30 protein-coding genes and 1 riboswitch are annotated in these 26,720 nt (G+C 39.2%); of the genes, 15 read left to right on the forward strand and 15 right to left on the reverse strand.

What is annotated here, in order from left to right:
• Positions 1-620 precede the first annotated feature (620 nt).
• The gene (locus ACFPOH_RS13565; RefSeq protein ID WP_390310164.1) at positions 621-2,312 is read left to right on the forward strand and encodes a methyl-accepting chemotaxis protein; all 1,692 of its coding nucleotides are present in this window, start codon (positions 621-623) and stop codon (positions 2,310-2,312) included.
• Between the two features lie 100 nt (positions 2,313-2,412).
• Here ACFPOH_RS13565 and ACFPOH_RS13570 read toward each other — a convergent pair whose 3' ends face one another.
• Complete coding sequence (locus ACFPOH_RS13570) at positions 2,413-3,285, reverse strand: DNA/RNA non-specific endonuclease (protein WP_342468442.1); 873 nt, start codon at positions 3,283-3,285, stop codon at positions 2,413-2,415.
• 160 nt (positions 3,286-3,445) lie between these two features.
• Between ACFPOH_RS13570 and ACFPOH_RS13575 the strand changes: the two genes are divergently transcribed.
• Positions 3,446-3,883, forward strand: coding sequence for a hypothetical protein (locus ACFPOH_RS13575; RefSeq protein WP_342580455.1), 438 nt, complete (start codon positions 3,446-3,448; stop codon positions 3,881-3,883).
• Positions 3,884-3,931: 48 nt separating this feature from the next.
• On the opposite strand, the gene ACFPOH_RS13580 is transcribed toward ACFPOH_RS13575, so the two are convergent.
• Genes ACFPOH_RS13580 through ACFPOH_RS13595 form a run of 4 tightly spaced genes read right to left on the reverse strand, consistent with a single transcriptional unit; the run spans position 3,932 to position 6,895 of the window.
• Positions 3,932-4,711, reverse strand: a complete 780-nt coding sequence (locus ACFPOH_RS13580; RefSeq protein WP_390310166.1) for an ABC transporter permease — start codon at positions 4,709-4,711, stop codon at positions 3,932-3,934.
• Positions 4,708-5,592, reverse strand: coding sequence for an ABC transporter ATP-binding protein (locus ACFPOH_RS13585; protein WP_390310168.1), 885 nt, complete (start codon positions 5,590-5,592; stop codon positions 4,708-4,710). Before ACFPOH_RS13585 ends, ACFPOH_RS13580 begins: the two co-directional genes overlap by 4 nt.
• Positions 5,589-5,777, reverse strand: coding sequence for a PLD nuclease N-terminal domain-containing protein (locus ACFPOH_RS13590; protein WP_390310170.1), 189 nt, complete (start codon positions 5,775-5,777; stop codon positions 5,589-5,591). Before ACFPOH_RS13590 ends, ACFPOH_RS13585 begins: the two co-directional genes overlap by 4 nt.
• Positions 5,774-6,895 carry a helix-turn-helix domain-containing protein gene (locus tag ACFPOH_RS13595; protein WP_390310171.1) on the reverse strand — a complete coding sequence of 374 codons (1,122 nt, stop codon included), beginning with the start codon at positions 6,893-6,895 and terminating at the stop codon, positions 5,774-5,776. The genes ACFPOH_RS13590 and ACFPOH_RS13595 overlap by 4 nt, the downstream gene beginning before the upstream one ends.
• A 225-nt stretch (positions 6,896-7,120) precedes the next feature.
• Between ACFPOH_RS13595 and ACFPOH_RS13600 the strand changes: the two genes are divergently transcribed.
• Both ACFPOH_RS13600 and ACFPOH_RS13605 read left to right on the forward strand, forming a co-directional pair.
• Positions 7,121-8,017 carry a cation diffusion facilitator family transporter gene (locus ACFPOH_RS13600; protein WP_342580459.1) on the forward strand — a complete coding sequence of 299 codons (897 nt, stop codon included), beginning with the start codon at positions 7,121-7,123 and terminating at the stop codon, positions 8,015-8,017.
• 204 nt (positions 8,018-8,221) lie between these two features.
• Entirely contained in the window at positions 8,222-10,222 is a 2,001-nt protein-coding gene (locus ACFPOH_RS13605; RefSeq protein ID WP_390310173.1) for a methyl-accepting chemotaxis protein, read from the forward strand.
• Positions 10,223-10,278: 56 nt separating this feature from the next.
• Here ACFPOH_RS13605 and ACFPOH_RS13610 read toward each other — a convergent pair whose 3' ends face one another.
• Positions 10,279-10,596 (reverse strand): hypothetical protein, encoded by a 318-nt coding sequence (locus ACFPOH_RS13610; RefSeq protein WP_390310175.1) that lies wholly within the window; start codon positions 10,594-10,596, stop codon positions 10,279-10,281.
• Positions 10,597-10,606: 10 nt separating this feature from the next.
• Positions 10,607-11,122 (reverse strand): VanW family protein, encoded by a 516-nt coding sequence (locus ACFPOH_RS13615; RefSeq protein ID WP_390310177.1) that lies wholly within the window; start codon positions 11,120-11,122, stop codon positions 10,607-10,609.
• 292 nt (positions 11,123-11,414) lie between these two features.
• Between ACFPOH_RS13615 and ACFPOH_RS13620 the strand changes: the two genes are divergently transcribed.
• Positions 11,415-12,488 carry a YeeE/YedE family protein gene (locus ACFPOH_RS13620; RefSeq protein ID WP_342580462.1) on the forward strand — a complete coding sequence of 358 codons (1,074 nt, stop codon included), beginning with the start codon at positions 11,415-11,417 and terminating at the stop codon, positions 12,486-12,488.
• 51 nt (positions 12,489-12,539) lie between these two features.
• Positions 12,540-12,764 carry a sulfurtransferase TusA family protein gene (locus ACFPOH_RS13625; protein ID WP_342580463.1) on the forward strand — a complete coding sequence of 75 codons (225 nt, stop codon included), beginning with the start codon at positions 12,540-12,542 and terminating at the stop codon, positions 12,762-12,764.
• 310 nt (positions 12,765-13,074) lie between these two features.
• Here the strand turns inward: ACFPOH_RS13625 and ACFPOH_RS13630 are convergent, their stop codons facing one another.
• Positions 13,075-13,662, reverse strand: a complete 588-nt coding sequence (locus tag ACFPOH_RS13630) for a TetR/AcrR family transcriptional regulator (protein ID WP_342580464.1) — start codon at positions 13,660-13,662, stop codon at positions 13,075-13,077.
• 53 nt (positions 13,663-13,715) lie between these two features.
• Positions 13,716-14,459: an SDR family NAD(P)-dependent oxidoreductase gene (locus tag ACFPOH_RS13635; protein ID WP_390310178.1), complete on the reverse strand. Its 744-nt coding sequence runs from the start codon at positions 14,457-14,459 to the stop codon at positions 13,716-13,718.
• Between the two features lie 201 nt (positions 14,460-14,660).
• Here ACFPOH_RS13635 and ACFPOH_RS13640 point away from each other — a divergent pair, with 201 nt between their 5' ends.
• From ACFPOH_RS13640 to ACFPOH_RS13650, 3 genes are all read left to right on the forward strand, one after another.
• Entirely contained in the window at positions 14,661-15,020 is a 360-nt protein-coding gene (locus ACFPOH_RS13640) for a hypothetical protein (RefSeq protein ID WP_390310180.1), read from the forward strand.
• Complete coding sequence (locus ACFPOH_RS13645; RefSeq protein WP_390310181.1) at positions 15,017-15,493, forward strand: methyl-accepting chemotaxis protein; 477 nt, start codon at positions 15,017-15,019, stop codon at positions 15,491-15,493. The genes ACFPOH_RS13640 and ACFPOH_RS13645 overlap by 4 nt, the downstream gene beginning before the upstream one ends.
• Positions 15,494-15,951: 458 nt before the next feature.
• Positions 15,952-16,542, forward strand: a complete 591-nt coding sequence (locus ACFPOH_RS13650; RefSeq protein ID WP_390310183.1) for a PepSY domain-containing protein — start codon at positions 15,952-15,954, stop codon at positions 16,540-16,542.
• 99 nt (positions 16,543-16,641) lie between these two features.
• Here the strand turns inward: ACFPOH_RS13650 and ACFPOH_RS13655 are convergent, their stop codons facing one another.
• A complete protein-coding gene (locus ACFPOH_RS13655) occupies positions 16,642-17,307 on the reverse strand; it encodes a hypothetical protein (protein ID WP_390310184.1) in 666 nt (221 codons plus the stop codon).
• A 160-nt stretch (positions 17,308-17,467) separates the two neighbouring features.
• Between ACFPOH_RS13655 and ACFPOH_RS13660 the strand changes: the two genes are divergently transcribed.
• A complete protein-coding gene (locus ACFPOH_RS13660; RefSeq protein ID WP_342468431.1) occupies positions 17,468-18,094 on the forward strand; it encodes a LysE family translocator in 627 nt (208 codons plus the stop codon).
• Between the two features lie 28 nt (positions 18,095-18,122).
• Here the strand turns inward: ACFPOH_RS13660 and ACFPOH_RS13665 are convergent, their stop codons facing one another.
• Together ACFPOH_RS13665 and ACFPOH_RS13670 are read right to left on the reverse strand one after the other, a co-directional pair.
• Positions 18,123-19,169 (reverse strand): site-2 protease family protein, encoded by a 1,047-nt coding sequence (locus tag ACFPOH_RS13665; RefSeq protein WP_390310186.1) that lies wholly within the window; start codon positions 19,167-19,169, stop codon positions 18,123-18,125.
• A 196-nt stretch (positions 19,170-19,365) separates the two neighbouring features.
• Complete coding sequence (locus ACFPOH_RS13670) at positions 19,366-20,214, reverse strand: ADP-ribosylglycohydrolase family protein (RefSeq protein WP_390310188.1); 849 nt, start codon at positions 20,212-20,214, stop codon at positions 19,366-19,368.
• Between the two features lie 205 nt (positions 20,215-20,419).
• Here ACFPOH_RS13670 and ACFPOH_RS13675 point away from each other — a divergent pair, with 205 nt between their 5' ends.
• Positions 20,420-21,109 carry a hypothetical protein gene (locus ACFPOH_RS13675; RefSeq protein WP_342580471.1) on the forward strand — a complete coding sequence of 230 codons (690 nt, stop codon included), beginning with the start codon at positions 20,420-20,422 and terminating at the stop codon, positions 21,107-21,109.
• A gap of 157 nt (positions 21,110-21,266) precedes the next feature.
• On the opposite strand, the gene ACFPOH_RS13680 is transcribed toward ACFPOH_RS13675, so the two are convergent.
• Complete coding sequence (locus ACFPOH_RS13680) at positions 21,267-21,467, reverse strand: hypothetical protein (RefSeq protein WP_390310190.1); 201 nt, start codon at positions 21,465-21,467, stop codon at positions 21,267-21,269.
• 66 nt (positions 21,468-21,533) lie between these two features.
• Between ACFPOH_RS13680 and ACFPOH_RS13685 the strand changes: the two genes are divergently transcribed.
• From ACFPOH_RS13685 to ACFPOH_RS13700, 4 genes are read left to right on the forward strand one after another with little or no spacing between them, the layout of a single operon-like run.
• Entirely contained in the window at positions 21,534-22,211 is a 678-nt protein-coding gene (locus ACFPOH_RS13685; protein ID WP_390310191.1) for a copper amine oxidase N-terminal domain-containing protein, read from the forward strand.
• 17 nt (positions 22,212-22,228) lie between these two features.
• Positions 22,229-22,492 carry a hypothetical protein gene (locus ACFPOH_RS13690; RefSeq protein WP_342580474.1) on the forward strand — a complete coding sequence of 88 codons (264 nt, stop codon included), beginning with the start codon at positions 22,229-22,231 and terminating at the stop codon, positions 22,490-22,492.
• Positions 22,464-23,402 (forward strand): FAD:protein FMN transferase, encoded by a 939-nt coding sequence (locus ACFPOH_RS13695; RefSeq protein WP_342580475.1) that lies wholly within the window; start codon positions 22,464-22,466, stop codon positions 23,400-23,402. Before ACFPOH_RS13690 ends, ACFPOH_RS13695 begins: the two co-directional genes overlap by 29 nt.
• The gene (locus tag ACFPOH_RS13700) at positions 23,399-23,956 is read left to right on the forward strand and encodes a ferric reductase-like transmembrane domain-containing protein (protein ID WP_342468423.1); all 558 of its coding nucleotides are present in this window, start codon (positions 23,399-23,401) and stop codon (positions 23,954-23,956) included. Before ACFPOH_RS13695 ends, ACFPOH_RS13700 begins: the two co-directional genes overlap by 4 nt.
• Positions 23,957-24,048: 92 nt before the next feature.
• On the opposite strand, the gene ACFPOH_RS13705 is transcribed toward ACFPOH_RS13700, so the two are convergent.
• Both ACFPOH_RS13705 and ACFPOH_RS13710 read right to left on the reverse strand, forming a co-directional pair.
• Positions 24,049-25,383: a sensor histidine kinase gene (locus ACFPOH_RS13705; RefSeq protein ID WP_390310194.1), complete on the reverse strand. Its 1,335-nt coding sequence runs from the start codon at positions 25,381-25,383 to the stop codon at positions 24,049-24,051.
• Complete coding sequence (locus ACFPOH_RS13710) at positions 25,373-26,053, reverse strand: response regulator transcription factor (protein ID WP_342468421.1); 681 nt, start codon at positions 26,051-26,053, stop codon at positions 25,373-25,375. Before ACFPOH_RS13710 ends, ACFPOH_RS13705 begins: the two co-directional genes overlap by 11 nt.
• 352 nt (positions 26,054-26,405) lie before the next feature.
• Positions 26,406-26,513, forward strand: a riboswitch (TPP riboswitch).
• Positions 26,514-26,720 lie beyond the last annotated feature (207 nt).

Here is a 26,720-nt window from a genome sequence, read left to right on the forward strand (position 1 = left end):
AAGTGACTTCCTCCTTATGGATTTTTGTGGTTTGGTCACTTCAAAATTCTACAAATAAGGGGTGAAGTCCTTTTTTATGCTTTAGAAAACCTTATGACTCTTGGGTTGAAAAATGTGCAAAATGCTCGATTACGAAATCATAGATGCAACCGTATAAAAAGTCATTTCTAAATTAGATTGAAATAGTTTTAATTGATTCAAAATGTTTTTCAACAAAAAACGGCGATTCTTCTGATTGAATCGCCGTTTACTTGTTTAATTTCATATTTCAATCGGCTCAAAATCAGGGGATCTGTGTGTAGGATTACCTGGCCTGATTTCTTATAGTCATCAATAACGGATCATTTTGGCTTACTTATACCGGAATTTACTTTATTAGTTATGAAAAAACGGTAAAAATCAATTTTCCTATTAAATTCTATTTCATTCTGTCGAAATTATAATTGCAATAAACTTAGACTTTTTTTATACCATTAAAATGAGTATTTTTACCTAATTATACGGTTTTATATTATAGGGTTAAAATACCCATATTTATTCTTTTGTTTTATTATTTATTTTTGTTTTACAAATTTTTTCATTATAAAATATCAAAAAATTAACGGAGTGAGTGAACAAATATGTCAATCAAAACCAAGTTACTTGCAAGCTTCGGTACAATTATCTTCATTTTAATCGTTCTTGCAACTTATTCTTCCATCCAAATTTCAAAAGTGAATGACGATTATTCTTACTTAATTGACGATCGGGTGCATAAGGTCGTTGAAGTCGGGAAAATTCAAAACGCTTCTTCTCTGCAAGGTTTGTATCTCAGATCTTATGTATTGCGCCAGAGCGATGAAGACTTGGAAAAGTTGTATGAACAAAGGAAAATTGTTGCTGAAACGGTCGAAAAAATCGAATCTTTATTCCGGGATGCTTCCATGATCGAGCAATTCAAAATCGTCAAAGAACAGCAACAATTATACAGTGAATATGTCGATCAAGTGATTGATTATGTCGATAAAAAACAGTTGGACGAGGCTTATGATGTGCTTTTTAATAATGCGGTGCCGGCGAATGTAGCGATTCAGGATGCAATCAATACCATCATTGATTTCCAAACAGAACAAATGAATACAACAAAAGTGGACACTACATCCCATGCGGAGAGAAGCATAATCATTCAAATAGTGATTGCGGCTTTATCGGCAATCGTTTCGATTCTATTAACCATCATTATTGTAAGAAATATTTCTGCTCCTTTAAATAAATTGACAAAAGCAGCTCAAGTGATGGCTACCGGGGATCTTCGCGAAGAAGATGTATCCGTGAAAACAAAAGATGAAATAAATGATTTGGCACAAGCCTTTAATACAATGAAAAATAACCTTGCCCACTTAATCGGCAACGTATCGGCAAATGTTTCCCAAACGACGGCGGCCGCCGAACAATTGGCTGCCAGCACTCAAGAAATCGCCCACGCTTCAAAAGATGTCGCAAATTCAGTGGAACTTCTTGCAAATAACGGCTCCAAAGCGGCGGCTACCGGCCAGGAATGCGCGGCTGCAACTGACGATACAGCAAAAGGAGTCGGCAGAATCGCAGAAGCCGCTCAAACCCTGTTGGAACAAACAATCAATACCCGTTCCATTTCTGAAGAAGGCGGCAAAACAATAAAAACAGTCGAACAACAAATGAAAGTGATTCAACAATCATCCTATGAAACCAAAGAAAAAATAAGACATTTAAGCAGCCAATCAGCGGAAATCGAAAACATCACCAATGTAATAACGAATATAACGGAGCAAACAAACTTGTTGGCCCTTAATGCTGCAATTGAAGCTGCACGGGCGGGTGAACATGGAAAAGGATTTTCCGTTGTGGCAGACGAGGTCCGGAAACTTGCAGAAGAATCTAAGAACTCGGCTCAAAAAATTATTGAACTTACTTCACAAATTCAAACCGGTACAAAAGAAGTGGAAAACAGTGTGAACCTAACTGTCCAAAACGTCGATCAAGGTGTGGAATACTTGCAAGATGCCCAAGTGGCCTTCAACGATATTTTGGATGCCATTACAACCATGTCATCTCAAATTGAAGAAATTTCCGCTTCCACAGAAGAAATTTCGGCAAGCACGGAAGAAGTCGCCGCCTCCGTTTCAGAGATGGCGAATTTGGCTAATCATGCGGCGGAACAGTCAAATACGGTTTATGCTTCTGTCGAAGAACAAACAGCCAGCTTGAATGAGATCAATGATGTTGCAAAATCTTTGAGTGATGGCGCCCGAATGCTTCAGGAAGAAGTAAGTCAATTTAAAGTTTTATCTTAATAAGAATCAAAAGCTCTGCAATCCAACCAGGATTGCAGAGCTTTTTCTGTTTACAAACCGATCCGCACAAACAACCGTTATCTTTTATCGTCAATGCAGATTATTCTCCTACCAAACCGTCTTGATCCGCATCATGCATATAAGGGTAGAGCCAATGATCCTTCGTAATCGGCATCTTGAATCCTGCCGCTTTCGCTTCTTTTATGGATACTTGGCCGTCACCGTTTGTATCGATCGCGGAAATATCCCCTTTTTTGTTGGAACCGGCTGATTTCGAATTTTTATTGCGGGTCAATCCAAGCGACTCGTTTACTTTATCGGGATCCACATTATCAAATTCATCCACAACCTTATGCCCGTTCACCGTGTAAGTGTATTTGTAATGGGAAGGTATTTGTGTTGTTGTATTTGGATATGTAATGATCGCTTCAAAATCCGTTGCTCCCCCCGCTTTACGAATCACATCTTCCATATAGGCCTGATCGCCATGCCGGTTCAGTGTGCTATTTTGCGGTGTAATGTTATATGCATTGGATACCCCTCCCAAAGAATCGGCAATGACATGCCCTTCATCCAAATCCGGTCTTTCGACGCCAGGGACTTTCGCTTCATCATCATAATATCTTCCGGATGATGTGACAGGTTCTGTGCGGTCATCCTGCAAAATGATTTCATCGGCAATCACCCTTACAAGCTGCCCGTATTCGTTCGTAAATGCCCAGTACTCCCGATCGCCAAAGCCAATATCCACTACCACGTTGGGTTCGCGATGCCCGGACAAATCCCCTCCATCCACTTCTATCAGTTTATATCCTGGAAAACGTTCGGTAATGGTTTCGGCGGATCTCTCCTTCGTTGCGGATTGTTCAACTGTTTGATCACTGCCGTTTGTTGACGGTTCAATACTTGTGCAACCAACCATCATAATAATGGCGGCCATCGTCAAAATGAAAGAGTTTAATATCTTTTTCATTTTATAACTCCTTATAGTAATTTTTTGATTTTACATCCATCCAATTATATTAGCATATAACAGGTTGTACTATTTTCAAAGTGTTGAATTCATATTTTTTGGAACTCATTTTTGATTCATATTGTCTTATTAAGAAATGAATTGAATTGGGGGATTCTATATGAACGCAAAAAAGTGGGTGTATTTTCTGGGATTCATTTGCCTTATCTTTGTCTTAACAGCGTGCGCGAAAAATGGGGAAACAAAAGATGCCGTTATTGAAATGGAGAAATCGAGGCACTTTACCGAAGAAGAAATTCATGAGGCAATGGAAGCAGTAAAAGAACAGTTCCAATCTTTCGAAGGATGCCATTTGACAAAGTTATGGTATTCCGAAGAGGACTACGAAAAAGAAATTGAAGTTTATGTGAATTCCGGTGATGAAGTGAGAAAAAGCCTGAAAAAAGAAGATATGATCATCCTGTTTTCCAATTTCAAAACCGGCCCGTCAAGCATCAATCAAGGATTTAATCCTGATTCAACCTATACGGATTGGATGTGGATATTGAAGCGAAACAGTAAAACAGGAAAATGGCAAGTAATCGATTGGGGCTATTAATGAAGCGGAAGACCTTTTCTCGATGATGAAAAAGGTCTTCCAACTTTTTTAGATTTTAACTGTCGAAGCATTTTTCCGGGTGAATAGGACACCGATGATCATAAAGATGACCGTTAAAACGATTGTTAACACCAATGTTTTCACATAATATTCGTTTTCGCTTTGGGTTAATAATTGGACACTGTAATCCGCCAATTTCCATGGTGAAACGTTCCAAAACTGTCCTATCAATGACTGGATAAGAACGCCAATAGGCAAAAGGATCACCGTGAATGTGATGGAAAGGGCTGTTTTGAACATGGCACTGAACATAAGGGCAATGGTCGTTGCAAAGAAAATCCAGACACAATAACTTGCAACCATTTGAATAAAAAGAAGGGGCTTCACAGTACCATATAAAATGGCTGTATAATACATGCTCGCCCCATAACCCAAAATAACACTGAAAACGGCAAGCAAATTTATTGCCGCCCATTTGCTGAAAAACAAAGCTGTAAATGAAATGGGCCGCACATATAAGAAAAGGGCCGTTCCATTTTGCCTCTCCCGATTGATCATCCCCGCCGCAAGTATCACGAGTACAATAAGACCGATCGACTGAAACTGGCCAGTGGAAGCGAGCAAAATATCCGCAGGAGTATAATCAGGAAATGTCATGGTGAATCCTTCCGGTAAATTTCCCACCGCATTTAAAATATCTTCCATATAATAATTCATGATAGGATCCGAGATGCCAAGAAATATAAAAAGGAGCGGCATCCACAAAAACTTGAAACTGCGCCAACTTTCCCGCAATTCTTTTTGAAATAGTGTGGTGAATTTCCTCATGGCGATACCACCTTCATGAAAATCTCTTCAAGGGTCAACAGTTCCCGTTCAATCTTTAATACTGTAAATGGGGAATTGGATAGTTCCCCCATCACTTGCTGCATTGTGGGGAAATAATCTTTTATATGGATATAAACAACAGTTCCTTCCACCTCAGTGGACCATTTTGTTTGAGAAGCGTAACCGGTAGCTTCTTCAACTTTCGCAAATTGAATTCGAATACGGGGCACATCAAATTTTTCCCGAATCTCGTTTAAAGAACCTTTTTCCACAACCTGTCCCTTTTTCAAAAAAAGAAGTTGATCGGTCATTTCTTCCGCATCATTTAAAATATGGGTTGAGTACAATATCGTGGAATCAAGCTGCAATTGTTTCAACAGATTCATGATTTCCCTTCTTCCAACCGGGTCGAGGGAAGATACAGGTTCATCCAATAACAGCAGTTTCGGTTTATGGACAATTGCCTGGGCAATGCCAAGCCGTTGTTTCATACCGCCGGAATATTGGGATGTTTTTTTGCGGATGGCGTCTTTAAGGCCGACAAATTCCAAAACTTTTTCCGCTTCTTTTTTGGCATCCTTTGCGGAAATCCCGCTCAACTTTGCCGTCATTTCAATGAATTCCAGACCCGTCAGCCATGGATAAAATTGCGGATATTGGGGCAAAAATCCGATTTCCTTCCGGATATCCTTGATCCCCTCCATGCTCACGGTTCCCTTGGTTGGTTTCAATAAGCCGGCGAGCATGGACAATATGGTTGTTTTCCCGGCGCCATTTGGACCAATCAGCGCCGTAAAAGAACCGTTTTCAAGGGTGAACGAAACATCCGATACCACAGTTTGCGTACCAAAACTTTTGGTTAAATGTTGAACGGTAATCATGATTTCCTCCCGAAAATAAAATACACAATTGGTCCAAGGATATTAATAAAAATGATAACCAACGCCCATAGCCACTTCGGCCCGTTCGTCGACTCAATGCGGATTAAATCCACCAGCGCAACAATCAGCAAAACAACTTGAATTACAAACAGCGGGGCCACTAACGCCCAATTGATGTCCATCATTTTAGAACCTCCTCCACCTTTAAATGACATGCCAAATTAAGCATCATTGCTTTAAATTCGTTGATTTCTTTCAGAGGTGCAAAAATTGGATCGTTCCAAATGGTCAGCACCAAATCCTTTTTAATGGATTGTTCATCCCTCGGAGCTTCTCCGCCAATGACGGATGTTTTTTCTATCCAATCGGTCACTAAATAAAAATAAGAATTTCCTTGCAGCTTCATCGGAAATTTTATTTTTGTACAAAGCTTTGCGTAACATTGCAGCATCTCCATCGCTTGTTCTTGGAGACCCTTTAAAACAAATACTGCGGCAGCTTTATAGTAGAAAATCAGACAAGTATTGAAATGAAGGCTTTCCAAATCAAAGAGCTGAATAAGCCGGTGAATTTTTTGAACCGTTTCCTCCACATAATCCCCGTTTTCCATCTCCATCATCATGCTTTCCGTTGCATAGGAAACCAGTTGCACCAAATTTTGATAATAACTGACTTGGATGATTTCTTTAGCCTTCTTTGAATTTCCGATCATTTGATGGGCAGTTGCAATGAGCTGGTTGGCCTCCACAGGATGATTTATATCATTTCCCAATAATTCCAAAACCTCTTCCGGTTTCCCCAATTGCAATAATGCAACGGCCTCCATCATCGTCGCTTCGTTAATGAGCAAAAAGTCTTTGCTGAACATTTTTACTTGGGAACAAAGTTGAATGACTCTGTTCAATGTTCTTTGCCGATCAGGCGATTTGGGAGCGTAATTTAAATAAAGTTGTGCCATTTTTAGAACAAATGGCAAGCAGGAATAATATTCCTTCAATAGTTCCTCAATTTCTTGTTCAACCAGTTCAAAAGGCTGTTTTGAAAACTCCTTTGAAAGCCGGATGTAGGTTTGCCGTATTTCATCTTTGGTCATCTGGGAATTGTAACCCAATAATTCGTCAATTGAGAGATGGAATAATTTCGCCAATTTGGGCAACAGTGTAATGTCGGGATAACTTTGCCCCTTTTCCCATTTGGAAACCGCCGCTCTTGAAACCCCTATATATTCAGCGATTTGTGCCTGTGTCAACTTCAATTCTTTTCGACGATTTGCAAAAATCTTTGTAAATTGAAAATGATCCATATTTATCATCATCCTTTATTCTTATCTTAATGAAAAAGGGAACGAATTTATATCAAATAATAGTTACGTTTTTGAACATTCATCAACTGCAGGTTGATTTGATTACCAAAAAGGGGCGCGGCATACTATAATATGAAGATGAGATTTTACCTAAAAAATACAAATTATTTCCACCTTTTATTTGCTATGATAAAAAATAAAGACGAATGGAAAGAAGTGTTATTTATGATGGATCCAAATCATCTTAATTACCACGGTCAGCTCGAAGATAATAAAAATAAAAATGCTCTAAAATGGGCTTTTATTTTTATTACCAGTTTTATGCTTGTCGAAGTGGTTGGGGGACTGATCACAAACAGTTTGGCTTTGCTGTCCGATGCCGGACATATGTTGACGGATTCTTTATCATTGGGTTTCAGTTTATTTGCCATCATCATTGGCCAAAAGGAGGCTAACAGCAAAAAAACTTACGGATACCGCAGAATTGAAATATTTGCCGCCCTCCTGAACGGGATGACATTGATTGGTATCGCCATTATTATCGTGATCGAAGCGATCCACCGCATTACGAAACCGCCGGAAATCGCCAGCATGGGAATGTTGATTGTAGCGGTGATTGGCTTATTGGTAAACATTGCGGTTGCTCTTATTTTAAACAAAGGAAATGAGGATAATCTAAATGTGAGAAGCGCATTTCTCCATGTGCTCGGGGATATGCTCGGATCTGTTGGCGCGATTACCGCTGCGATCTTAATCCTGCTTTTCGGATGGAAATTGGCGGACCCCATTGCCAGCATGATTGTGGCCATAGTCATTAGTACCAGTGGGTTCCGGGTGGTGAGGGAATCATTCAACATATTTATGGAAGCGGCACCGAAGGAATTATCAACCCTCATGATTAAAGAAAAATTGCTTACGATTGAAGAAGTGCAAGAAGTGGCGGATTTGCATCTGTGGATGATCACTTCCGACTACCCTTCATTTACATGCCACGTAATTGTTTCACAAGATGCGGATGAGCAAGTTGTATTAAGAAAAATCCAGAAGATGCTTCACGATGATTTTTCATTGCATCATATGACCATTCAAATTGAAAAAAGAAACAATCTTCAGAGCCTGTAAATATACTTACAGGCTTTTTTATTTATAAAAACACAATAATTATTTTAGTATAATTTTTAAAATTTGAAACACTTGATAAAATCGCTGTAAAAAAATTATTATCAAACACTCTTTTATTCTTCAAAAATTCCAAAACTATACGATAAAAATATCGCATGCTTTTAGTGTGTTGCCACTATAAAAATAATAGAAAAGGAAAATGTTATGAAAGCAACAAAAATCAACTCATCAATGAAAAACAAATTATGGACATCTTTTTTGCTAATGTTAATTGTACCATCCGTCATTGTTGGTGTACTTTCATACCACTATGCTCAAAAGGTTGTGGAAAATGAATTTAATGAATCCGCTACTTCCTCTATGAACTCAATGGATGAAATTGTGACAACATTTTTTACGCCATTATTAAAAAATGTCAATTATTTAGCGGAGACGTTAGATGCCACAAAAGTCGCCGTTGTAGAAAATTCCAATATCGGTGTAAGTGAAGAAATTTCAAAAGCCCTTGAGAGTTTTAAAGCAACTCATGATGACTTATCCCTCGTTTATATTGCAACAGAAAACGGAGTATACATTAATGCACCTGCCTCAATGAAAAACCCCGATGATTATGATCCACGGACTAGAGAATGGTATCAAAAAGCCATGGAACATAAAGGTGAAGCGATTATTTCGGCACCTTATACCTCTTTAGCAACTGGAACATTAGTTGTCACAGTAGCCGAAACAACGAAAGATGGACATGGTGTTGTTGCATTTAATGTAGAGCTAGATACAATTAAAAACTTTGCTTCCCAAATTAAAATCGGAACGTCCGGTTATGCCTTTATTGCTGACGAAAAACGCAATATTGTTTATCATCCGGAGCTGGATGAAGGTTCAGAAATGCCAAATGAAAACCAATATGAAAAACTATATAAACAAGATTCCGGCACTTTCAGTTATACATTTAACGGCAAACAAAAAGAAATGTTTTTTACAACCAACGATTTAACAGGTTGGAAGTTGGCTGGAACTATGTATTCCAGTGAAATCAACGATCGAGCTTTCCCAATTCTCCAAAATACGATCATTATCCTGATTGCGAGCATCATCATTGGCAGCGTATTAATCCTGTTAATTGTTCGTTCATTAATCAGACCAATCCAATCATTGGTTCATTCTGCCAATAAAATCGCTGAAGGAGATTTTACTCAGAAAGTTCAAGTAAAATCAAAAGATGAAATCGGAAAACTCGGCAACAGTTTTAACGGAATGATCAGCAATCTGGAAGGCATGATTAAAAAAATTAAGCAAACGATTGAACATTTGGCTTCTTCATCGGAACAATTATCAGCAAGTTCAACCCAATCCGCTCATGCAACAGAACAAGTTTCAGCCGCTGTTCAAGAAATTGCAAGCGGAGCGGAACAAGCCAATGAACATATCGAACAAAATGATAGATTGCTTACAAATATTCTTAGCGGCATATCCAACATCTCTGAAAAATCTAAGCAAGTAACACAACTTGCCAGAGAATCTTCAAAAGAAGCTGAAGATGGAAGAGTAGCCGTTGTGGAAAACGTAAATCAAATGAAACATATTCATGAATCTGTCGACAAATCCAATGAAATGATTCAATCATTATCTTCCCGTTCAAAAGAAATCGGCAATATTTTAAGTGTTATCAGCGGCATTGCTGATCAAACCAACCTGCTTGCATTAAATGCGGCCATTGAAGCGGCTCGCGCTGGCGAACACGGTAAAGGCTTCGCTGTTGTTGCGGATGAAGTAAGAAATCTAGCTGAACAATCTCAATCTTCCACTAAATTAATAGAAGAAATTATTCGAAGCATTCAAAATGATACGGACACTTCTGTAAAATTAATGAATGAAGTGCTGGAAAATACGAACCGAGGATTAACCGTCACTGAAACGACAGCAGAAAAATTTAAAAAAATCATAGAAACATCCCATTCGATTACACCACAAATCGAAGAAATTACAGACACAATGGAACAGATTTATACGAACGTGGAAGATATTGTTGCAAAAATGAATATTCTTACAAAAGTTTCCCAAGAAAATGCCGCTAACTCTGAAGAAGTTGCAGCATTTACGGAAGAACAATTGGCTTCCATGGAAGAAATCAATTCCTCTGCAAAATCTTTAACAGACTTAGCGGAAGAACTAAGAACACATATAAACAATTTTAAAATTTCATGAAAAGAGTCGTGCCAGGTACCTAACTAAAGTACCTGGCACTTTTTATTATCATCTTTCTACGCTTCATCTACCACACAAAATTCATATCCACTATGTTGAAAAACCTCAGGGGGAATCGGATACTTGACCTCCGAGAAATTTTCAATCAATAATTCTTCCTTTATCATTTGCCCTGTCACTTTATCGTATGTTTTTCGCCAAATTTCATTTTGACGATAGTTTTTACCGTCTTTTTGCAAAAATTGATGATTTCTTTCCTCAATATGATATGAGCATGGCATTTCCGTATCTGAATAGATCGCGCCTTTTAAATGTTTGTCCGTCACCCACACTTTGATTTGAAAGGATTGATTTGTTGGATTGTAAAAACGCAAATCCACATAGTTATAAAAAAACGCTTGCCCCGCTGCCGAACGGGAGGGTTCTGCCCGAATCAGGGAACGGATCAAAACTGTGATGATGTCTTTCAACGACAACAAGGGGAGTATGTAGAGCCATCCAATAGAGCAAGTTGGCCAGCTGACAAATGCCACCGCCAATTCCCGTCTTTACTTCCCCCATTTTTAATTGCATACCTTCAATATATCCCTTTGACTTCGTTGTTCTCCCCACAAGTTTCCAAAAGGAAAAAGTCTCTCCTGGCCTGATGATGACACCGTCAATTTTACTTGTCGCAATTTTTAAATTGGTAATTTTATTTTCTTGCAACTGTGGATCACTGTTGCCCAATTTCCTTCTTAATAATGATTGATGTTTTTTGCAAGTAAAAGGGAAAGTGGTCGTTAAATCGCGCGTTTTGGCAAACTGGTTTCTTTTCGTGAAATCTGTGATTGCTCGAAAAAGTCTTTTTTGCTCGATGCGAGCGTGATAGAAAATCGGATGAATTTCAGACAATCTCAATATCAATTCCCTCTTTCTACTTTTTCATTTAAAAATTTCTTCTAAATATATGACGAGGAAATCCCTAAAAAATTTCAATAAAAATTGATTTTTTTTAGAAAAATTTTCAAAAGTTCAAACTTCCCGAAAGAGATATTTTTCCACTTCACCAACATTTAAACGATTAAAGTGTACTAATTTTGTAAATTTTCTTATTTTTATTATATTTATTTTTATTATTGATTATTGGTGTTTCTGAATGTATTATATTCATATCTTTTTACTATAGATTAGATTAGGAGGGTTAACATATATGGCATACATGATTATCTCTGGACTACTTTGTGGGGCCGCGTTAGGTTTCGTCATGCAAAGAGGACGTTTTTGCTTAACCGGCGGATTTCGCGATATGTATTTGGCGAAAAATAACCGCATTTTCTATGCATTGCTGCTTGCTATTGCGATTCAAAGCATAGGCGTTTTCTTGCTGATGGATTTGGGGGTTTTCGAATATTCGGCAGGAGCATTTCCTATTGTTTCTGTCATCATTGGATCTTATATATTCGGCATCGGCATTATTTTGGCGGGAGGCTGCGCAACGGGGACATGGTACCGTGCTGGTGAAGGCCTCATTGGAAGCTGGATTGCATTAGCCGGTTATATGTTAATGAGTACAATCATGAAAAGCGGCGTACTCGCACCATTTAATCAGAAGTTCCAACAAGTTGGTGTGCTCCCTGCGAATTCCATTCCAGATACCATCGGAATCAATCATTGGTTCCTCGTCATACCATTTGCGGCGATTGTCGGCTTCATTTTATACAAACAATTCACAAAACCAAAAATCGCAATTCCGACTTTAAAACCAAAACGTACAGGTTTGGCACATATTTTATTTGAAAAACGTTGGAATCCGTTTGCTACAGCCTCTTTAATTGGAATTATCGCATTTCTTGCTTGGCCATTAAGTGCGGCAACCGGACGCGTATTCGGACTTGGAATTACGACACCTTCAGCGAATATCCTTCAGTATTTAACTACTGGAGATAGTACATTTATCAACTGGGGCGTCTTTTTGGTTTTAGGTATTTTTGCAGGTTCATTTATTGCGGCAAAGGGCAGCAATGAATTCCGTTTTAGAATGCCGGATGTTAAAACGGGGATCAACAGTTTTATTGGCGGTAATTTAATGGGAGTTGGAGCCAGTCTTGCCGGAGGTTGTTCAATCGGGAACGGCTTGGTGATGACGGCCGTTATGACATGGCAAGGTTGGATCGGTTTGCTCTTCATGATTTTAGGCACTTGGACGGCTTCATATTTTGTCTATGTTCGTCCACGCCAAAAAGCCAAATCCGTTAAACTCGAAAAACAACCCGCCTCGGTTTAATGCATTGAATCAACAAGAAATTGCACTCAAAAATTAAAGGAGGAAACGGCGATGAGAAAAAAATTGGAAGTACTTGGCATGGTTTGTCCATTCCCTTTACTTGAAGCACAAGAAGCGATGAAAGAACTTAACTCGGGCGATGAATTGGTCATCGATTTTGACTGTACTCAAGCTACCGAATCCATCCCACGTTGGGCTGCCGAAGAAGGGCATACAGTAACCAATTTCGAGCAAATTGATGATGCTACATGGACAATTTCAATTCAAAAAAAATAATATAGAAAGAGGCTGGGACAAAAGATAAAAAACACCATTTTCTCCCGGGAGAAAATGGTGTTTTTTTGATAATTGAAGAAAATTGATTTCCGTTCCGGGGACGCTTTCCGCGGGCCCGACTCGAGCCTCCTCGGAGCTCAATCCTTCGCTCCTGCGGGGTCTCGAGAGGGCTCGTCGCAGGAGTCGCCCCGTCACTCCAATCAATTTATTACAAAAAATCTTTTTGCAGCTCGTTCACTTTATTAGTTATGTCCCAGCCTCTTTTTGTGAAAGGCCTGACATCTAATGGATGATGAGCCAATCAAAGCATCTAATTAAATCGCTTTATGTATGGACCATTTATCGATAATTCGATAAGCGTGGCTGCCATTTCATTTGGAGTGCATTTGTAATTGGTGGTAATCCACCATCGGATGCTTTCCAAATAGGCGCCCGCAATATACGAAATGATCAATTCCTCATTTTCACTCAGCAAATATTGACGGGTTTCGGCATAATGAATCCCTTCTTCCACATACCTCTTTAATATATCCAAAATGCCCTGAATAAATAACGCATCCGGTTGATGAATTAAAAAAGTTTCATAAGCAATGCGATTATTTTGGATATGCTCAAAAAGCAAAAATAAGTTTCTTGGCATTTCTTCTTTCGGCATTTCTTTCAGTGGTTTCGGGGATTGAATTGTCAGGGCTTCCTTCAACTGCAACAACAGATGATTGAATAGATCCCTTCTGAGCTCATTGATATCGTTGTAAAGTTTATAAAATGTCGGCCTCGTCAAACCGGCCTCTTTGCATATTTGCTGAATCGTGAGTTGCACGTTTCCATCTTTCATCAAAGATAAATATGCGCTATGCAATTTTTCTTTCGATTTTGCCTGTCTTGGGTCCAGTTTCATTGATATCACCTACTACTTGTATAGTAGCATGAAAATATCAATGAAAAAACAAATTACAACGCTGTCCAACCGCCATCAATCACTAATTCGGCACCCGTCATAAAACGTGATTCATCGGAAGCCAAGAATAGTACGCCATAAGCCACATCTTCAGGTTCTCCGAAATATGGAAGTTGTGTGAACGCTTTATAATATGGCATTGCCGCTTCAATTGTCGGTGCTGTCATCGGCGTCACGATAATGCCTGGATGCAAAGAGTTTACACGAATTTTATCTTTTGCGTATTCCACTGCAGCGGATTTTGATAATGCACGCAATGCGCCTTTTGCCGCCGTATATGGGCTTGAACCGGCCATACCGACAATGCCGCCGATAGATGAAATGTTGACCACTGAACCTCCGCCCGCTTTTTGCATTTCAGGAATCGTATATTTCATTCCCATCACACAGCCGTTCAAGTTGATATCCATCACGCGGTTCCATTCTTCCATCGTCATATTTGCAAGCGTTTTATCGGTTGAAATGCCCGCATTGTTCACCAGTACATCCACTTTTCCAAATGTTTCAACGGCTTTTGCAACAACTGATTTCCATTCTTCTTCGGAAGCCACGTTATGTTTGATAGCCAACACTTCCCCGCCTTCCGCTTTGATTTCTTCGGCCACTTTTTGCAGCAATTCCTCATTCACGTCAGTTGCTACAACTTTTGCCCCTTCTTTGGCGAACAATTTCGCTTCTGCAGCACCCATGCCGCTTGCCGCACCAGTAATGATGGCAACTTTGTCTTTCAATCTCATTATAAAAACCTCCTAATTATTATTACTAATTTACAAAATGTAAATTAGTTTACCCATAAAATAACAGAGTTTATAATATATTTCAAATCAATTTATAAGAATTGATTAATAAACAGGGTCGAAAAAACCCGGAAGTTGTCGATATAAAAAATAACCGCTATACTGGAAAAACATTACAATCCATGAAAGGAATGTTTAAAGTTGAATCGTAGTTTGCAAGCTTTTATTGACATTGCCCCTGTGATCAAAGAAACGCTGGGATCTTCCACAGCTCTGGCAATCACTGATAAGGAAAAATATATTTATTTTTCACCCTCTGATAAAATCTATATAGATGTGAAAGTGGGGGACTCCATTTTTTCCAACGACGATAATGCCTTTCAAAATGTATTAAAAGGTGAAAAAATTTCCATGACCCTTCCGCCTGAATATTTTGGGATGCCCGTAGCCTCAAAGATCTTGCCCATTCACGACTTTGAACAAAAGAAGTTGTCGGGATTCTTACATACTCAAAACCTCTCGATCGTGAAGCCAATATTGACAACGCCTTGGCAGAAATGAATAAAATCATTCAAACTTTACATAAAAATATGGAACGGCTCTCCGCAAAATCCCAGGAACTGACTGCCACAAGCACTGATATCAGCGGACAGGCTTCCAAATCCTTTGAACAATCGAAACATATTGAAGAAGTCGTTAAATTGATTGAAGGCATTTCAAGTCAAACGAATCTTTTAGGGTTAAATGCCGCTATCGAAGCAGCCCGCTCCGGTGAAGCCGGAAGGGGATTCGGTGTAGTGGCCGAAGAAATTCGGAAGCTTTCCCTGCATACTAAAGAAGCTTTGGGAACAATCAGTAAGTCATTAAATACCATTCGGGACAACTTAGATCAATTAAATAATGGGACAAAAGAAGTTTCCGCTGTTTCCGAAGAACAGGCTTCCATAACGGAGGAAGTTTTCAATGAAATTGAATTATTGGAAAAACGCAGCAAAGAATTGGTCGACTATATGAAAGAAGTATTGAATCATTAATACCAAAACTCAGGCGGCAAAATCGGAAAGGAGATTTTACCGCCCACTTATATAGCCCCAATTCTTATTCCTTTTGCATCATTCCCAAGATAAAATGGGGATTCATGATCCACCGAAACAATTCCTCACCATACGCCAAAACGACAACCGGGACCCGTCTTCCGGTTGTTTTTTTATTTTGTTAATCCTTTTTCGTTTCTTTCATACAATTTTCAGAATTCAGTAGTATCTTGATAATCACAAAGATGATATTGGTTTCGAAGTGCTGGATGGCGGTGAAAAATTTCTGATCATTTTATAGAAATCGAAACGGAAAGGAAAGAGGTGAACATACTTGATCGGAAGACAGGAGATAAAAAGGGGATAAACAGGCAGGTATGTTCTTGTAGAAGTAAAAAGTAAAAAATGAAAGCTTGCAAAAGGATTATCATGCAGGCAATTAGAAGGAGCGGATAAATATGTTAAAAAAATTGACATTGACAGGATGCACATTACTTTTATTAGCTGGATGCGGCGCAAATACATCAACCGAAAATGTTGATTCCTTTAATCAAGCAGGCACTTCAAATCCAATTCAAAATCTTTCAACAGGAAATCAGGCCAACAATGTTGATATCGTTAATCCAAAAGTTTCATTTTCAGAGGCTTTGAAAATCTTTAACCAAACTTACCCGGATGCAAAAATTGAATCTGTTGATTTAGAAACAGGATTGGGAGGTTTATATTACGATATCGATGGTTTTGATTCAAGAAATGAATACGAACTAAAAATTGATGCAACCACAAAAGAAATCTATGCAAATGAATTTGAAAGAAACAAAAATACTGATGAAATATTGGATCTTTCAAGCGTGATGGATCCAAGTGAAGCCATCGCAATCGCTTTACAAGTGCCGGAAGTGCAAGGGCTTGCCCCAACAAGCTGGTCCCTTGACGCAGACTATGGAATGCAAATTTATGAAATTGAATTCAAACAAAAATACACAGAAATCGATATTAAAATCAACGCCGTCAACGGAGATATTCTGGAAGTAAAAATCGATGATTAATAATAGAAGTCAACCCTCCAACCAAAATAACCGCAGACGCTTTAAATGTCTGCGGTTATTTTTGGCATCAAAAAGGGAACCTTCCCTAATAAGCCTTTATCAATTCAAGAAAAGAAGAACGAACAAACCATAATATAATGGCACTTGGCTCCCTACAATAATAAAAAGGACCATTCCAATCATCACCACTTTAGCGATTTGTCCGGGTGATTGGTATAAAACAAGGATTGTGGCGATCCAAATCAGCAATTCCAATGGATGCGTAAGATCAAAATACCAGAAACCAAAAACAAAAGTTTGGCTTGTCATGAACATAAAAATGGCGGAGGAAAGGATGATCGGCACCAATCCTTTTCCTTTCGCATACCAACAAACAAAGGCCAAAACCGGCGAAAGGATTGTCAGTGCCACCCAAATCATCATGTAGGATTTTGGAAAAAACCCGGCCACTGCAACAGTGTAATAATAATAACTCCCCACCATTCCTGCAAAAAACATTAGCACATTTAATGCGGCCCTCATCGGCGATTTACTATAAACCGATATCATCACTCCGAAGAAAAGCCAAACTCCCAAACGGGAAAGAAAGTTTCCCAAATCCAAGACTTGAAGGACATAAGGCAATTCATTAATTGCGGAAGTATCCAATATTTTGGAAATAATCCCCATCATCATACCTAAAATACAGAATAAAGTTGTATACCCTATTTTTTTCGATGAAGAAATTCCTTCCGGTTCCCGAATTTTATTTAACATCTCTCTCATTTTATGTCTCCATGCTTCCAAATGATTTGTACCACCCATTCTGTGATGATTCTTACAATCCCGAATTTAAATGAGGGAATATTAAAAATTTTTTCTCCAATTTTCTCACCTTTATATATAATAAATTACATCCTATACTCCGTTAGAAAGGTGTTTTGAATTGGAAAATTTCTTTTTATTTGTCCTCATGTGCATTTTTCTTATAATATTACCCGGCCCTGATACGGCTGTTGTAACGAAAAACACGCTAATCAATCAGCGGATCGGCGGCCTGAAAACATCTTTGGGCATAATTTGCGCCCTTCTTTGCCATACGTTTGCCGCTGTTTTGGGATTATCGGCAATCATTGTGAAATCCGCCCTTTTATTTTCCATCATTAAATACGCTGGTGCGGTTTACTTAATTTACTTGGGTGCCAAGATTTTATGGTCTTTAGTGAAAAAGGATGGAACCAACATTCCGGTGGACATCAAAAGACCGAATGAAAACAAATCCTGTTTCAAACAAGGATTTTTTACAGATCTATTAAATCCAAAAGTGGCTCTCTTTTTCCTCTCCTTTTTCCCTCAATTTGTGGAGCGGGGCAATGACACCTTTTTGCCCTTTCTGATAATGGGGCTCACTTTTACTGTACTGTCCGCTTTATGGCTGGTGATTTTTGTTTATTTCATCAATGTGGTGAACGATTTGATGAGAAAACCGCGAGCCAAACATGTGATTGAAGGAATCACCGGCACCATCATTATCGGATTTGGAATCAAGCTGGCTTTGGAAAAGGCCGATTAAAGTTGTCGGCCATTCCAAATCCGCCTCCCTATTCCAAAGGAGGAAGTAACGGATAACTTAAATAACTACTAACTCCTAATACGATTGCCAGTGCAATATAAATGACGAAAAGACCTGCCTTCACTTTTCCATCTGTTTGATAATAAGAAGCGGTTTCCTCAACATAGTTATGTATTCTCTCCACTTCTTTCTCAAAAGCCGAAAGAAATTCCTGTTTCTTCAGTTCCCTCTTTCTTTCTTTTTCCTCATCCGTCATTTCTCCATCTTCTTCATCCAATAGATGCAAAGTGTTTTGCAATTTTTCCTCAACCTGCAAATTCGGTTTCAATGATTGGGCGAAATATTGCAAATGTTCATAGGTGGACGTTTCCGCTATATTTCTGAGGGAAGTTAACATCTCTTGATAATCTTTTGCGCGATTTCGATCATACTCAATATTCTTCTGCTCTTCCCGAATTCTCCGCCACTCAATGATCCCCATGATTAGCACCATAAAACCTATAAAGCTTCCTGCCCAAATCGCATAAGCCAAAAGCAAAACCAAGCCGACTGCCCACAACTTAGTACTGATCCCCGAAACAATCCGTCCCCCATCCAGCGGTGTCATTGGAATGAGATTGAAGAGATTGATGATGGAACCCAACACAATGACAAATGCCCAAAAAGGTTCTTTCGTCCAAATATACAAAGGGATGGCGGGCAAAAAGGCAAGCAGTCCAAATAATGGCCCCATGTAAGCCAAAAAGGCTTCATCCTTCGCATTTTTGGGCCGCTCTTTCATACCGATGAACGCCCCCACAAAAGGAATGAACACAGCAGGAGTTGTCGGCAATTTTAATTTTTTGGCAGCAACCAAATGCCCGGATTCATGTACAAACAACAGATATACAAGTGCCAAGGCAAACTTCCATCCGTAAAAAACGGCGTAAGTTGCCAAATATATCGCCATGCTAATCAATGTTTTTATTTTCAGGAATTTCAATATAGGCAGGATCCATTTCAACTTGCCCAACAAAAAAAGTGCCCCGACACCGATGATTCCCCACGCAGTCGTTTTCTTCTTTGATTCTTCCATGTTTTTACCTCCACAACATAGTACGTCATCCTGCTGCATTCAATGCACTGTTTATAAAATCCTGTAATGGAATTTTTATGTTATTTTATCACAAAAACTTTATTTCTGCTCTCACATTTCCGACTTGCAACTAATGGATTATCTCTTTGCGCATAAAAAAACTTCAGCTGACAAATAGCTGAAGTCCCTATCGAAATCACGAAACTTGCTTGTTGTTCTTTCGTTCCTCATAATACTCTTCCCAGTCATGATAAATGGAAAGCAGTTCATTATCCAAATAAGTAAGGGCTTTTTCTTTCAAATCGGCCGGTACACCATAATAGCTTTCTGCAATAGCCCCTGTGATGGCAGCGATCGTGTCGCTGTCTCCCCCGATGGAGATGGCATTCCGTACCGCGTCTTCAAAGGAAGTGGATTCAAGAAAGGCTTTGATGGCTTGCGGAACGGTTCCTTGGCAGGATAGATCCGTTTTGTAGGAATCCCGGATTTCATCAATTGTAAAATCCAATGGATAATATTGTCCTTCGATTTTTTTCTGGATTTCGTCTTTTGACCATCCGCGTTGTGCCATATAAATTGCGACCGCCACCGCTTCAGCACCTTTGATTCCTTCTTGATGATTATGGGTTACCCGCGTCACAGCTTTAGAAAGCAGGGAAACTTCCCGTTCTGTCTTCACCGCAAATCCGACCGGACTCACCCGCATGGCCGCGCCGTTTCCAAAACTGTTATAAGGACGGGGATTGTCGCTGTGAACCCATTCCTTAAATCTTCCGCCGTAACCGCAATTCGGATATTTGCGTCCAATTTCTTGCATATATTTGACGCTCATTTTTTCCACTTGTGCGTAATAAATGGGATGAGTACTGTGAAAAGAAGGTTTGAGGATTTTCTCTGTCTCCATAATGGATTTGGCGACGGCGAGAGTCATGATGCTGTCATCCGTCACTTTGCAATCCTTCGTGAACAGATCGAAATCTTTTCTTCTATAATTATTAAACTCAAATCGTGAACCAACGATATCTCCAATAATTGCGCCAATCATTCGGCTTAACTCCGCACTCCTTTGATTATGTTCATCAGAACTGTTACCAACACTCTACATTCATTATAATCCCTTTTACAAAGGCTGGTGTGAAAAAAGCTCAATTTAATGGAGAAAACAATCCGTTGATTTTCACCATCATCACTGCTCTTGAGTAAACTAGAAAAGGGCCCGATGATTCACGATTCGAAGGGATTGATCAAATATGTACCCATTTACCTCAAACGGTTCTTTCACTTACTCCCTCAGCGCCTCCTATCCGCAACCATTTTCCCAATACTCCGCACCACTGCGGCACATCATAACTCGGCAACAATACTATCCGGATCACCGTTGTATAAGTAAAAATGAGTCCGATTTTATGGCGATGAACCGGCTGCTATGGATGGAGCATGTGAATTGGACCCGGATGATCATCATCAGTATTGTGTTTCAGTTGCCCGATTTACCGTTTGTTCAGAAACGTCTTTTGCAAAACGCAACCGATTTGGGCAATTGTCTGAGACCTTTTTACGGCAACCAGATTGCAGATGCCTATGCCCAACTGATCAAAGAACACCTGGTCATTGCCGCCGAGCTTGTAACAGCAGCGGTAAAAGGGGATACTGGCACAGTGAATGCCAAAGAGAAAGAATGGTATGAAAATGCAGATGCAATTGTTTTATTTTTGAGCAGGATCAATCCGTATTTATCAAAGGACATTCTGAAAGAAATGTTTTACACCCATTTGGAATTGACGAAAAACGAAGCTGTGACGATGATTCAACAAAATTTCCAAGCAGATATTGATGTGTTTGATGAAATTGAAACTGAAATATTGGCGATGTCGGATTTGATTGCATCGGCGATCGTCATGCAGTTTTATTCTCTTTTCCGGTGTCCATATTCATTTTAGTCACAAAAGAGCGAAGGAAGAGATTCGCTCTTTTTTTCTTGGGATAACATTATGTTTCGGAGAAGAAGGGAGCTGCATTAGTGCGGATGATTCCCTCATTGGTGTGGATGCTGCCTTAATTAGTGCAGATAGGTTCTCCTTTGGTGTGGATGCTGCCTTAATTAGTGCAGATAGGTTCTCCTTTGGTGCGGATGCCACCTTTTTTGGTGTGGATACCGCCCTTTTTAGTGCGGAAAGCCCCTCCTTTGGTGCGGATACCACTCTTTTTGAAGTGAACCCCCTCTTTCGTACGAATTGTTCCTCTTTCATCCGGATGCTGCCTATTTTTGGTCAAAAAAATAAAAAATTTTTTACCCATCCCCCTTTCTTTCATTTTTTTTTCAGAAATGGCTCCTAAAATGATAATCAAAAGGAGGAAAGGAAAATGAAAAACAAATTATTGAAATATGGAATTTTCATTATTATTCTATTCTTTGCCTTTCAATCAGTCGTAAACATTGCAAGTGCGGATGACCATTATAAGGGGGATCGCTACTATTATCCGAAATACGAAAAGAGCGATAAAAACAACTACTTCGAAAAATTTGATAAACACGACCATGATGACGATGACGACGATTATAAATGGAAAGGAGAATATGAACGGGAAGGAAACTATAAAAACTTCCAACAAAATACCGTTCAACCATCTTACTGGAATGTTTGGACAAGAGATACCAATATTACGATCAGCAACAATTTACCAGTTGAAGAAGCAAAAAAAGTTCCCTTTAAATTGAACGGAAAAACAGAAACTCTTCTTGTTCTCCCTTCCAATGGTCAATTGCTCGTGTCAGGTGAAAAAATGGCAAAACTTTTCGGTATCAAATCGAAATATTACGAACAAAGCCGAATTCTTGAACTTTCCAATGGCAAAGAAGAATTGATCGTTCGTGCCGGAACAAACACCGCTTATGAAAATATGATCAAAACACCAATGCCTGCAAAAGCCTTCAGTTATGGAAAAACGGTTTATCTTCCTCTTTCAGTTATAGCCAATGCCTTTGGTTATAGCGTGGAATGGGACGAAACAAACGAAACATTTGTCTTACAACAATTTTAAAGGGTAGGGTGAAAAAAATGAAAGCAAACAATAAAGCGAAATGGATTGTCGGAATTACAGGTGTTGCATTTTCAGCATTTGTATTGGGCCAAATCAATGATACGCCGGTCCATTCATCAGCAACGAACCCTAACGATGCTGCACTGGAAATTGAGATCAATGATTCCATGAGTGAACGTGAAAAAGAACTGGTTAAACTGGACTGGAGCAACTTTACGCTCAATCAAAACCAATATCAAGGTGCCGATGATTATGGTTACTACAAAACAAGAAGATCATAATGCCAGCGAAATGGATTCCATCCAACTCAATATCATGAATACAAATTTTCGCATTACCATCGAAAATCGGGATGGAACCGAATGGAAAAGTTATGTCATTTCCTTTCTTCAATATATCGAACAGGAATTTTCAAGATTTCGCAAAAATAATGAACTTTGGCAATTCAATGAAGCCAAAAAAAATGAAACGGTACGTGTTTCACCCATTCTGTACGACCTTCTGAAAAAAGCGGAAGAATATCGGCAAAAAACGGAGGGGCGATTTTCCCCTTATATGCTTATACCTTTGGAGAACCATGGATATAATCGATCCTTTCCTTTTAATACGGCCAACAATGATTCAACGAATGTACATTATGAAAACGAATCGGAACCCCTCATTTTTATGGACGACTATCAAATCATCAAACATACAGACCAAAAAATTGATTTGGGCGGAATTGCGAAAGGTTATGCAGTGGAATCCATTGCCAAATGGCTGCAAAATAACACTCGCAGCAAATATGGAATCGTGGACGGCGGCGGAGATATGTCCATATGGTCGAACGGAGAGAAAACGTGGAAAATCGGAATCCAACATCCTTTCGACGAGGAAAAAACCATTGGATCTTTCTCCATCCAAAATGGAGGAATTGCCACATCCAATATTGTGTACCGCAGCTGGACCCAAGGAAACGTGAAAAAACATCATTTATTGGACGGAAGAAATGGAATGCCTGTAGATACAGAAATTGTCCAGGCAACGGTGGTCATGGACCATTGCATCGATGCGGAAGTCGGCGCCAAAGTTTGCTTTATGGCGAATGACGCATCTGTTGACTCTGTTTTATCCAACATCAGCCAAAAGTTCAGTTATGTCCTTGTCAAATCTGATGGAAAAATTGAGACGGGAGGGAATAAAACCCGATGATACTGGATCTGTTTTCTAACTGGAATCTCATACGTGTATCCGGCTTTCTTGCCTATTTTCTACTAACCCTTTCCATCATGGCCGGTCTGATGCAAAAGATTTCTTCTTTTAAAAATCAAAAACAGCTTATGATGGAACTGCACAAAATCAGCGGATGGATTGGGATGTTGACCATTGTGTTCCACGGCACCTTGCTATTGGTGGATCATTACGTTCCTTATAAAATCAGTGAATTAATCATTCCATTCGCTGCCGAAAATGAACCGTTCTTGTCCGGAATCGGAACAATCTCCTTCTATCTGTTCTTAATCGTCATGGCCACTTCCGATTTCTTCATGAAAAAACTCGGTTTCAAACTATGGAAAAAACTTCACTTCTTAGTGATTCCTGCATGGGTGTTTATGATTCTCCATGGCATTTTCATCGGAACCGATTCCGACCAGGTTTGGGCAATCTTTATCTACTGTTTAGGAATTGTTTTCGTTACAACATTGCTTATAATCCGATATTTTGAAGGCAAATTAAAAGCCGTTCATAGTAAAAGTGCTAATTAACCTCCTTAATATACCGTATTGAAACCCCTCTTAAAAAGGTTATCCGGGAAAGATCCAATCTTTCCCGGATAACCTTTTGATTTTATATGCAATTAATATTTCTTCAATTTAATTATAAACTCTGTCCCTTTCCCGACTTCACTCTTCACTTCGATTTCTCCTCCGTGGGCTTCCACAATTGTTTTGGCAATGGATAGACCCAGCCCTGTTCCGTTTCGTTTTCTTGATTCATCTCCCCGGTAAAAACGTTCAAAAATATGTTGCAAATCCTTTGGAGAAATGCCGATTCCCGTGTCTTTCACGCTTAACAAGATTTTCTCTCCCTGTTCGGCCAATGAGCATGTGATGGATCCTTCTTTCGTATAGCGTGCGGCATTATCCAGCAATATATAAAGGAGCTGTTGAATTCTTACTTTATCTCCCTTGATCCGGATCCCGTCCTGTATATTTTCTTGAAGTGTCAATTGGGATGGTACAATTCTTTTGAACCGGTTCAGCAATGAATGAACCTGTGAAGAGAGATCGAATTCTTCCAGTTCCAATTTAAAGTTTCCTTGGTCATGTCTTGCCAAAAATAATAAATCGTCCAAAAGTTTATGCATCATTTCCGCTTCCTGTTTCACATCTTCCAACACTTGTTTTCCAAATGGACTCAAGTGTTCCTCTTCTTCACTCGCCAACACATCAATGGAACTATAAAAAACACTGAGAGGTGTTCTTAGTTCGTGGGACGCATCAGAAACGAACTTTCTTTGTTTCTCATATGCTTTTATAATCAGTTTCATTGCCTGGCCGGCAAAGAAGTTCCCTGCCAGAGCAAAAAGCAAACTGAAAAAGATGGTTAAAAACAATAATATCCAAATAATTCGTTGAAACAAATGCTTTTCGTCGGTAATATCCTTTCCGACAACAACGCTTCCGATCAACCGGTCATCCATTTGAAGGGGATAATAGATATAAAGGATATGGACCTTATCCCATTCGATTTCTTTTACGGTTCTTGAAGATGGAGGGGTGAAATCTGTTTCAAAATACTCTTCAAAACCTTGGACGGTCCCTTCGCCTTCGATTAATTGAAAATTTTCATCCAATACGTAGTAGAAAATATCCCTTTCCGGTCGATATTTCAACGGCTCATTCTCTTCAAATTCTTCGTCGATTTCATCATAATCCTCTTCTTCAAAATCTTCGAAAAATCTCTTTTTACGCTTACTCTCCGGTATGATTCTTATATAATTTTTTTTGTACAGTTCTTCTAAAAATTCATGGTTTTCCTTCTCATAAAACCGTTCCAGTTCTTCAATCTCCTGTTTATTGATCGCATTCGAAATAAAAAGATACAGCACGAAAATAAACATCATTAAAATAAGCAGGAGGGATCCTGAATAAATCAAGGTGAGCTTCAATTTCACTTTATTAATTTCCATGGCTATCCCTCAACTTGTAGCCGACGCCTCTCACATTTTTGATGATCGATGGTTTTCCCGGCTCGTCCACTTTTTTCCGAAGCAGTTTCACTAACGCATCCAATGCGTTTTCCGTTACATCTGTATCAAATCCCCATATTCTTTCAATGATCATTTCCCTTGTCAACACTTGGTGTTTATTGCGCAGCAACAGTTCCAGCAACTCATATTCTTTCTTTGAAAGTTCTATCACTTTGCCATTTCTTTTTACAACATGATTGGATAAATTCAATTCCAGATCATCCAATGATAGAATTTCTTCAAAAGGCTTATCGACTCTACGTGACAATGCCCGGAGTCTCGCCACAAGCTCCTCGAATTTGAAAGGCTTCACTAAATAATCATCAGCCCCCGAGTCCAATCCTTCCACCACATCTTCAACGGAATCTTTGGCTGTCAAAAACAAAATTCCACCTTTAAAACCTTTTTCTCTGAGGCGCTTACATACTTCAAGCCCGCTCATACCAGGCATCATCCAATCCAAAATGATCACGTCATAATCGGTGAATATGGAATAATCATAAGCGCTTTGGCCGTCTTTCACCCAATCCACTCGGCCATATTCCTTTTGCAATAAATGATGGACCATTTTTCCCAAATTCTCGTCATCTTCAGCAAATAAAATGTTCATTCGACCTTCACCTTCTTGTGCACAGTCTTTTTATACAAGCGTATCAAAAAAGGCTGAAAAAAAAATGAAAAATTCCTATATACTTTAAGACTATTTAATGTCTTTCATATTTAAACATAAAAAAAAATGGCCTCCATATCGAAGGTCTTGCACATTCTAAAACTTTGGCCGTTCATTATCGCTCCGCCCGCACTTTCTTCCTGGTCCATGGGCTTTTACGAACCGTTTTACTTTCATTCGATCGTTTGATGACAGCGGATTGTGGAAGACTGCGCAAACATTGGGCAGAAAGTTGGTTGACAACCAGCTTGTGCATGATATGATAAACATAAATTGGAAATTGTGATTGTGAAACATCCACTAGGGGTGCCTTTAGATAGGCTGAGATCAAAGTGTACCTTTGAGACCCTTAGCACCTGATCTGGGTAATACCAGCGGAGGGAAGTGGAGATGGGTTTTACATGGTCGACATGGTGTTGCTATGAGATGCTGTAGACTCACGCCGCTTTCTTTACTCTGGTAAAGGAAGCGGCGTTTTTGTTGTAAAAAAGAAAACCCCCTGCTAGGCAGGGGGTTCCGTATAGCTTATAGCGAGGTATTAAAAAAGATCCCACTTGATGCTAAAATAAATTTTGGTTCGCCAACCAAATTTTAGTATCAAGGAGGG

Origin of the sequence: Ureibacillus suwonensis, assembly GCF_042655065.1 — a bacterium.
Lineage (GTDB): Bacteria > Bacillota > Bacilli > Bacillales_A > Planococcaceae > Ureibacillus > Ureibacillus suwonensis.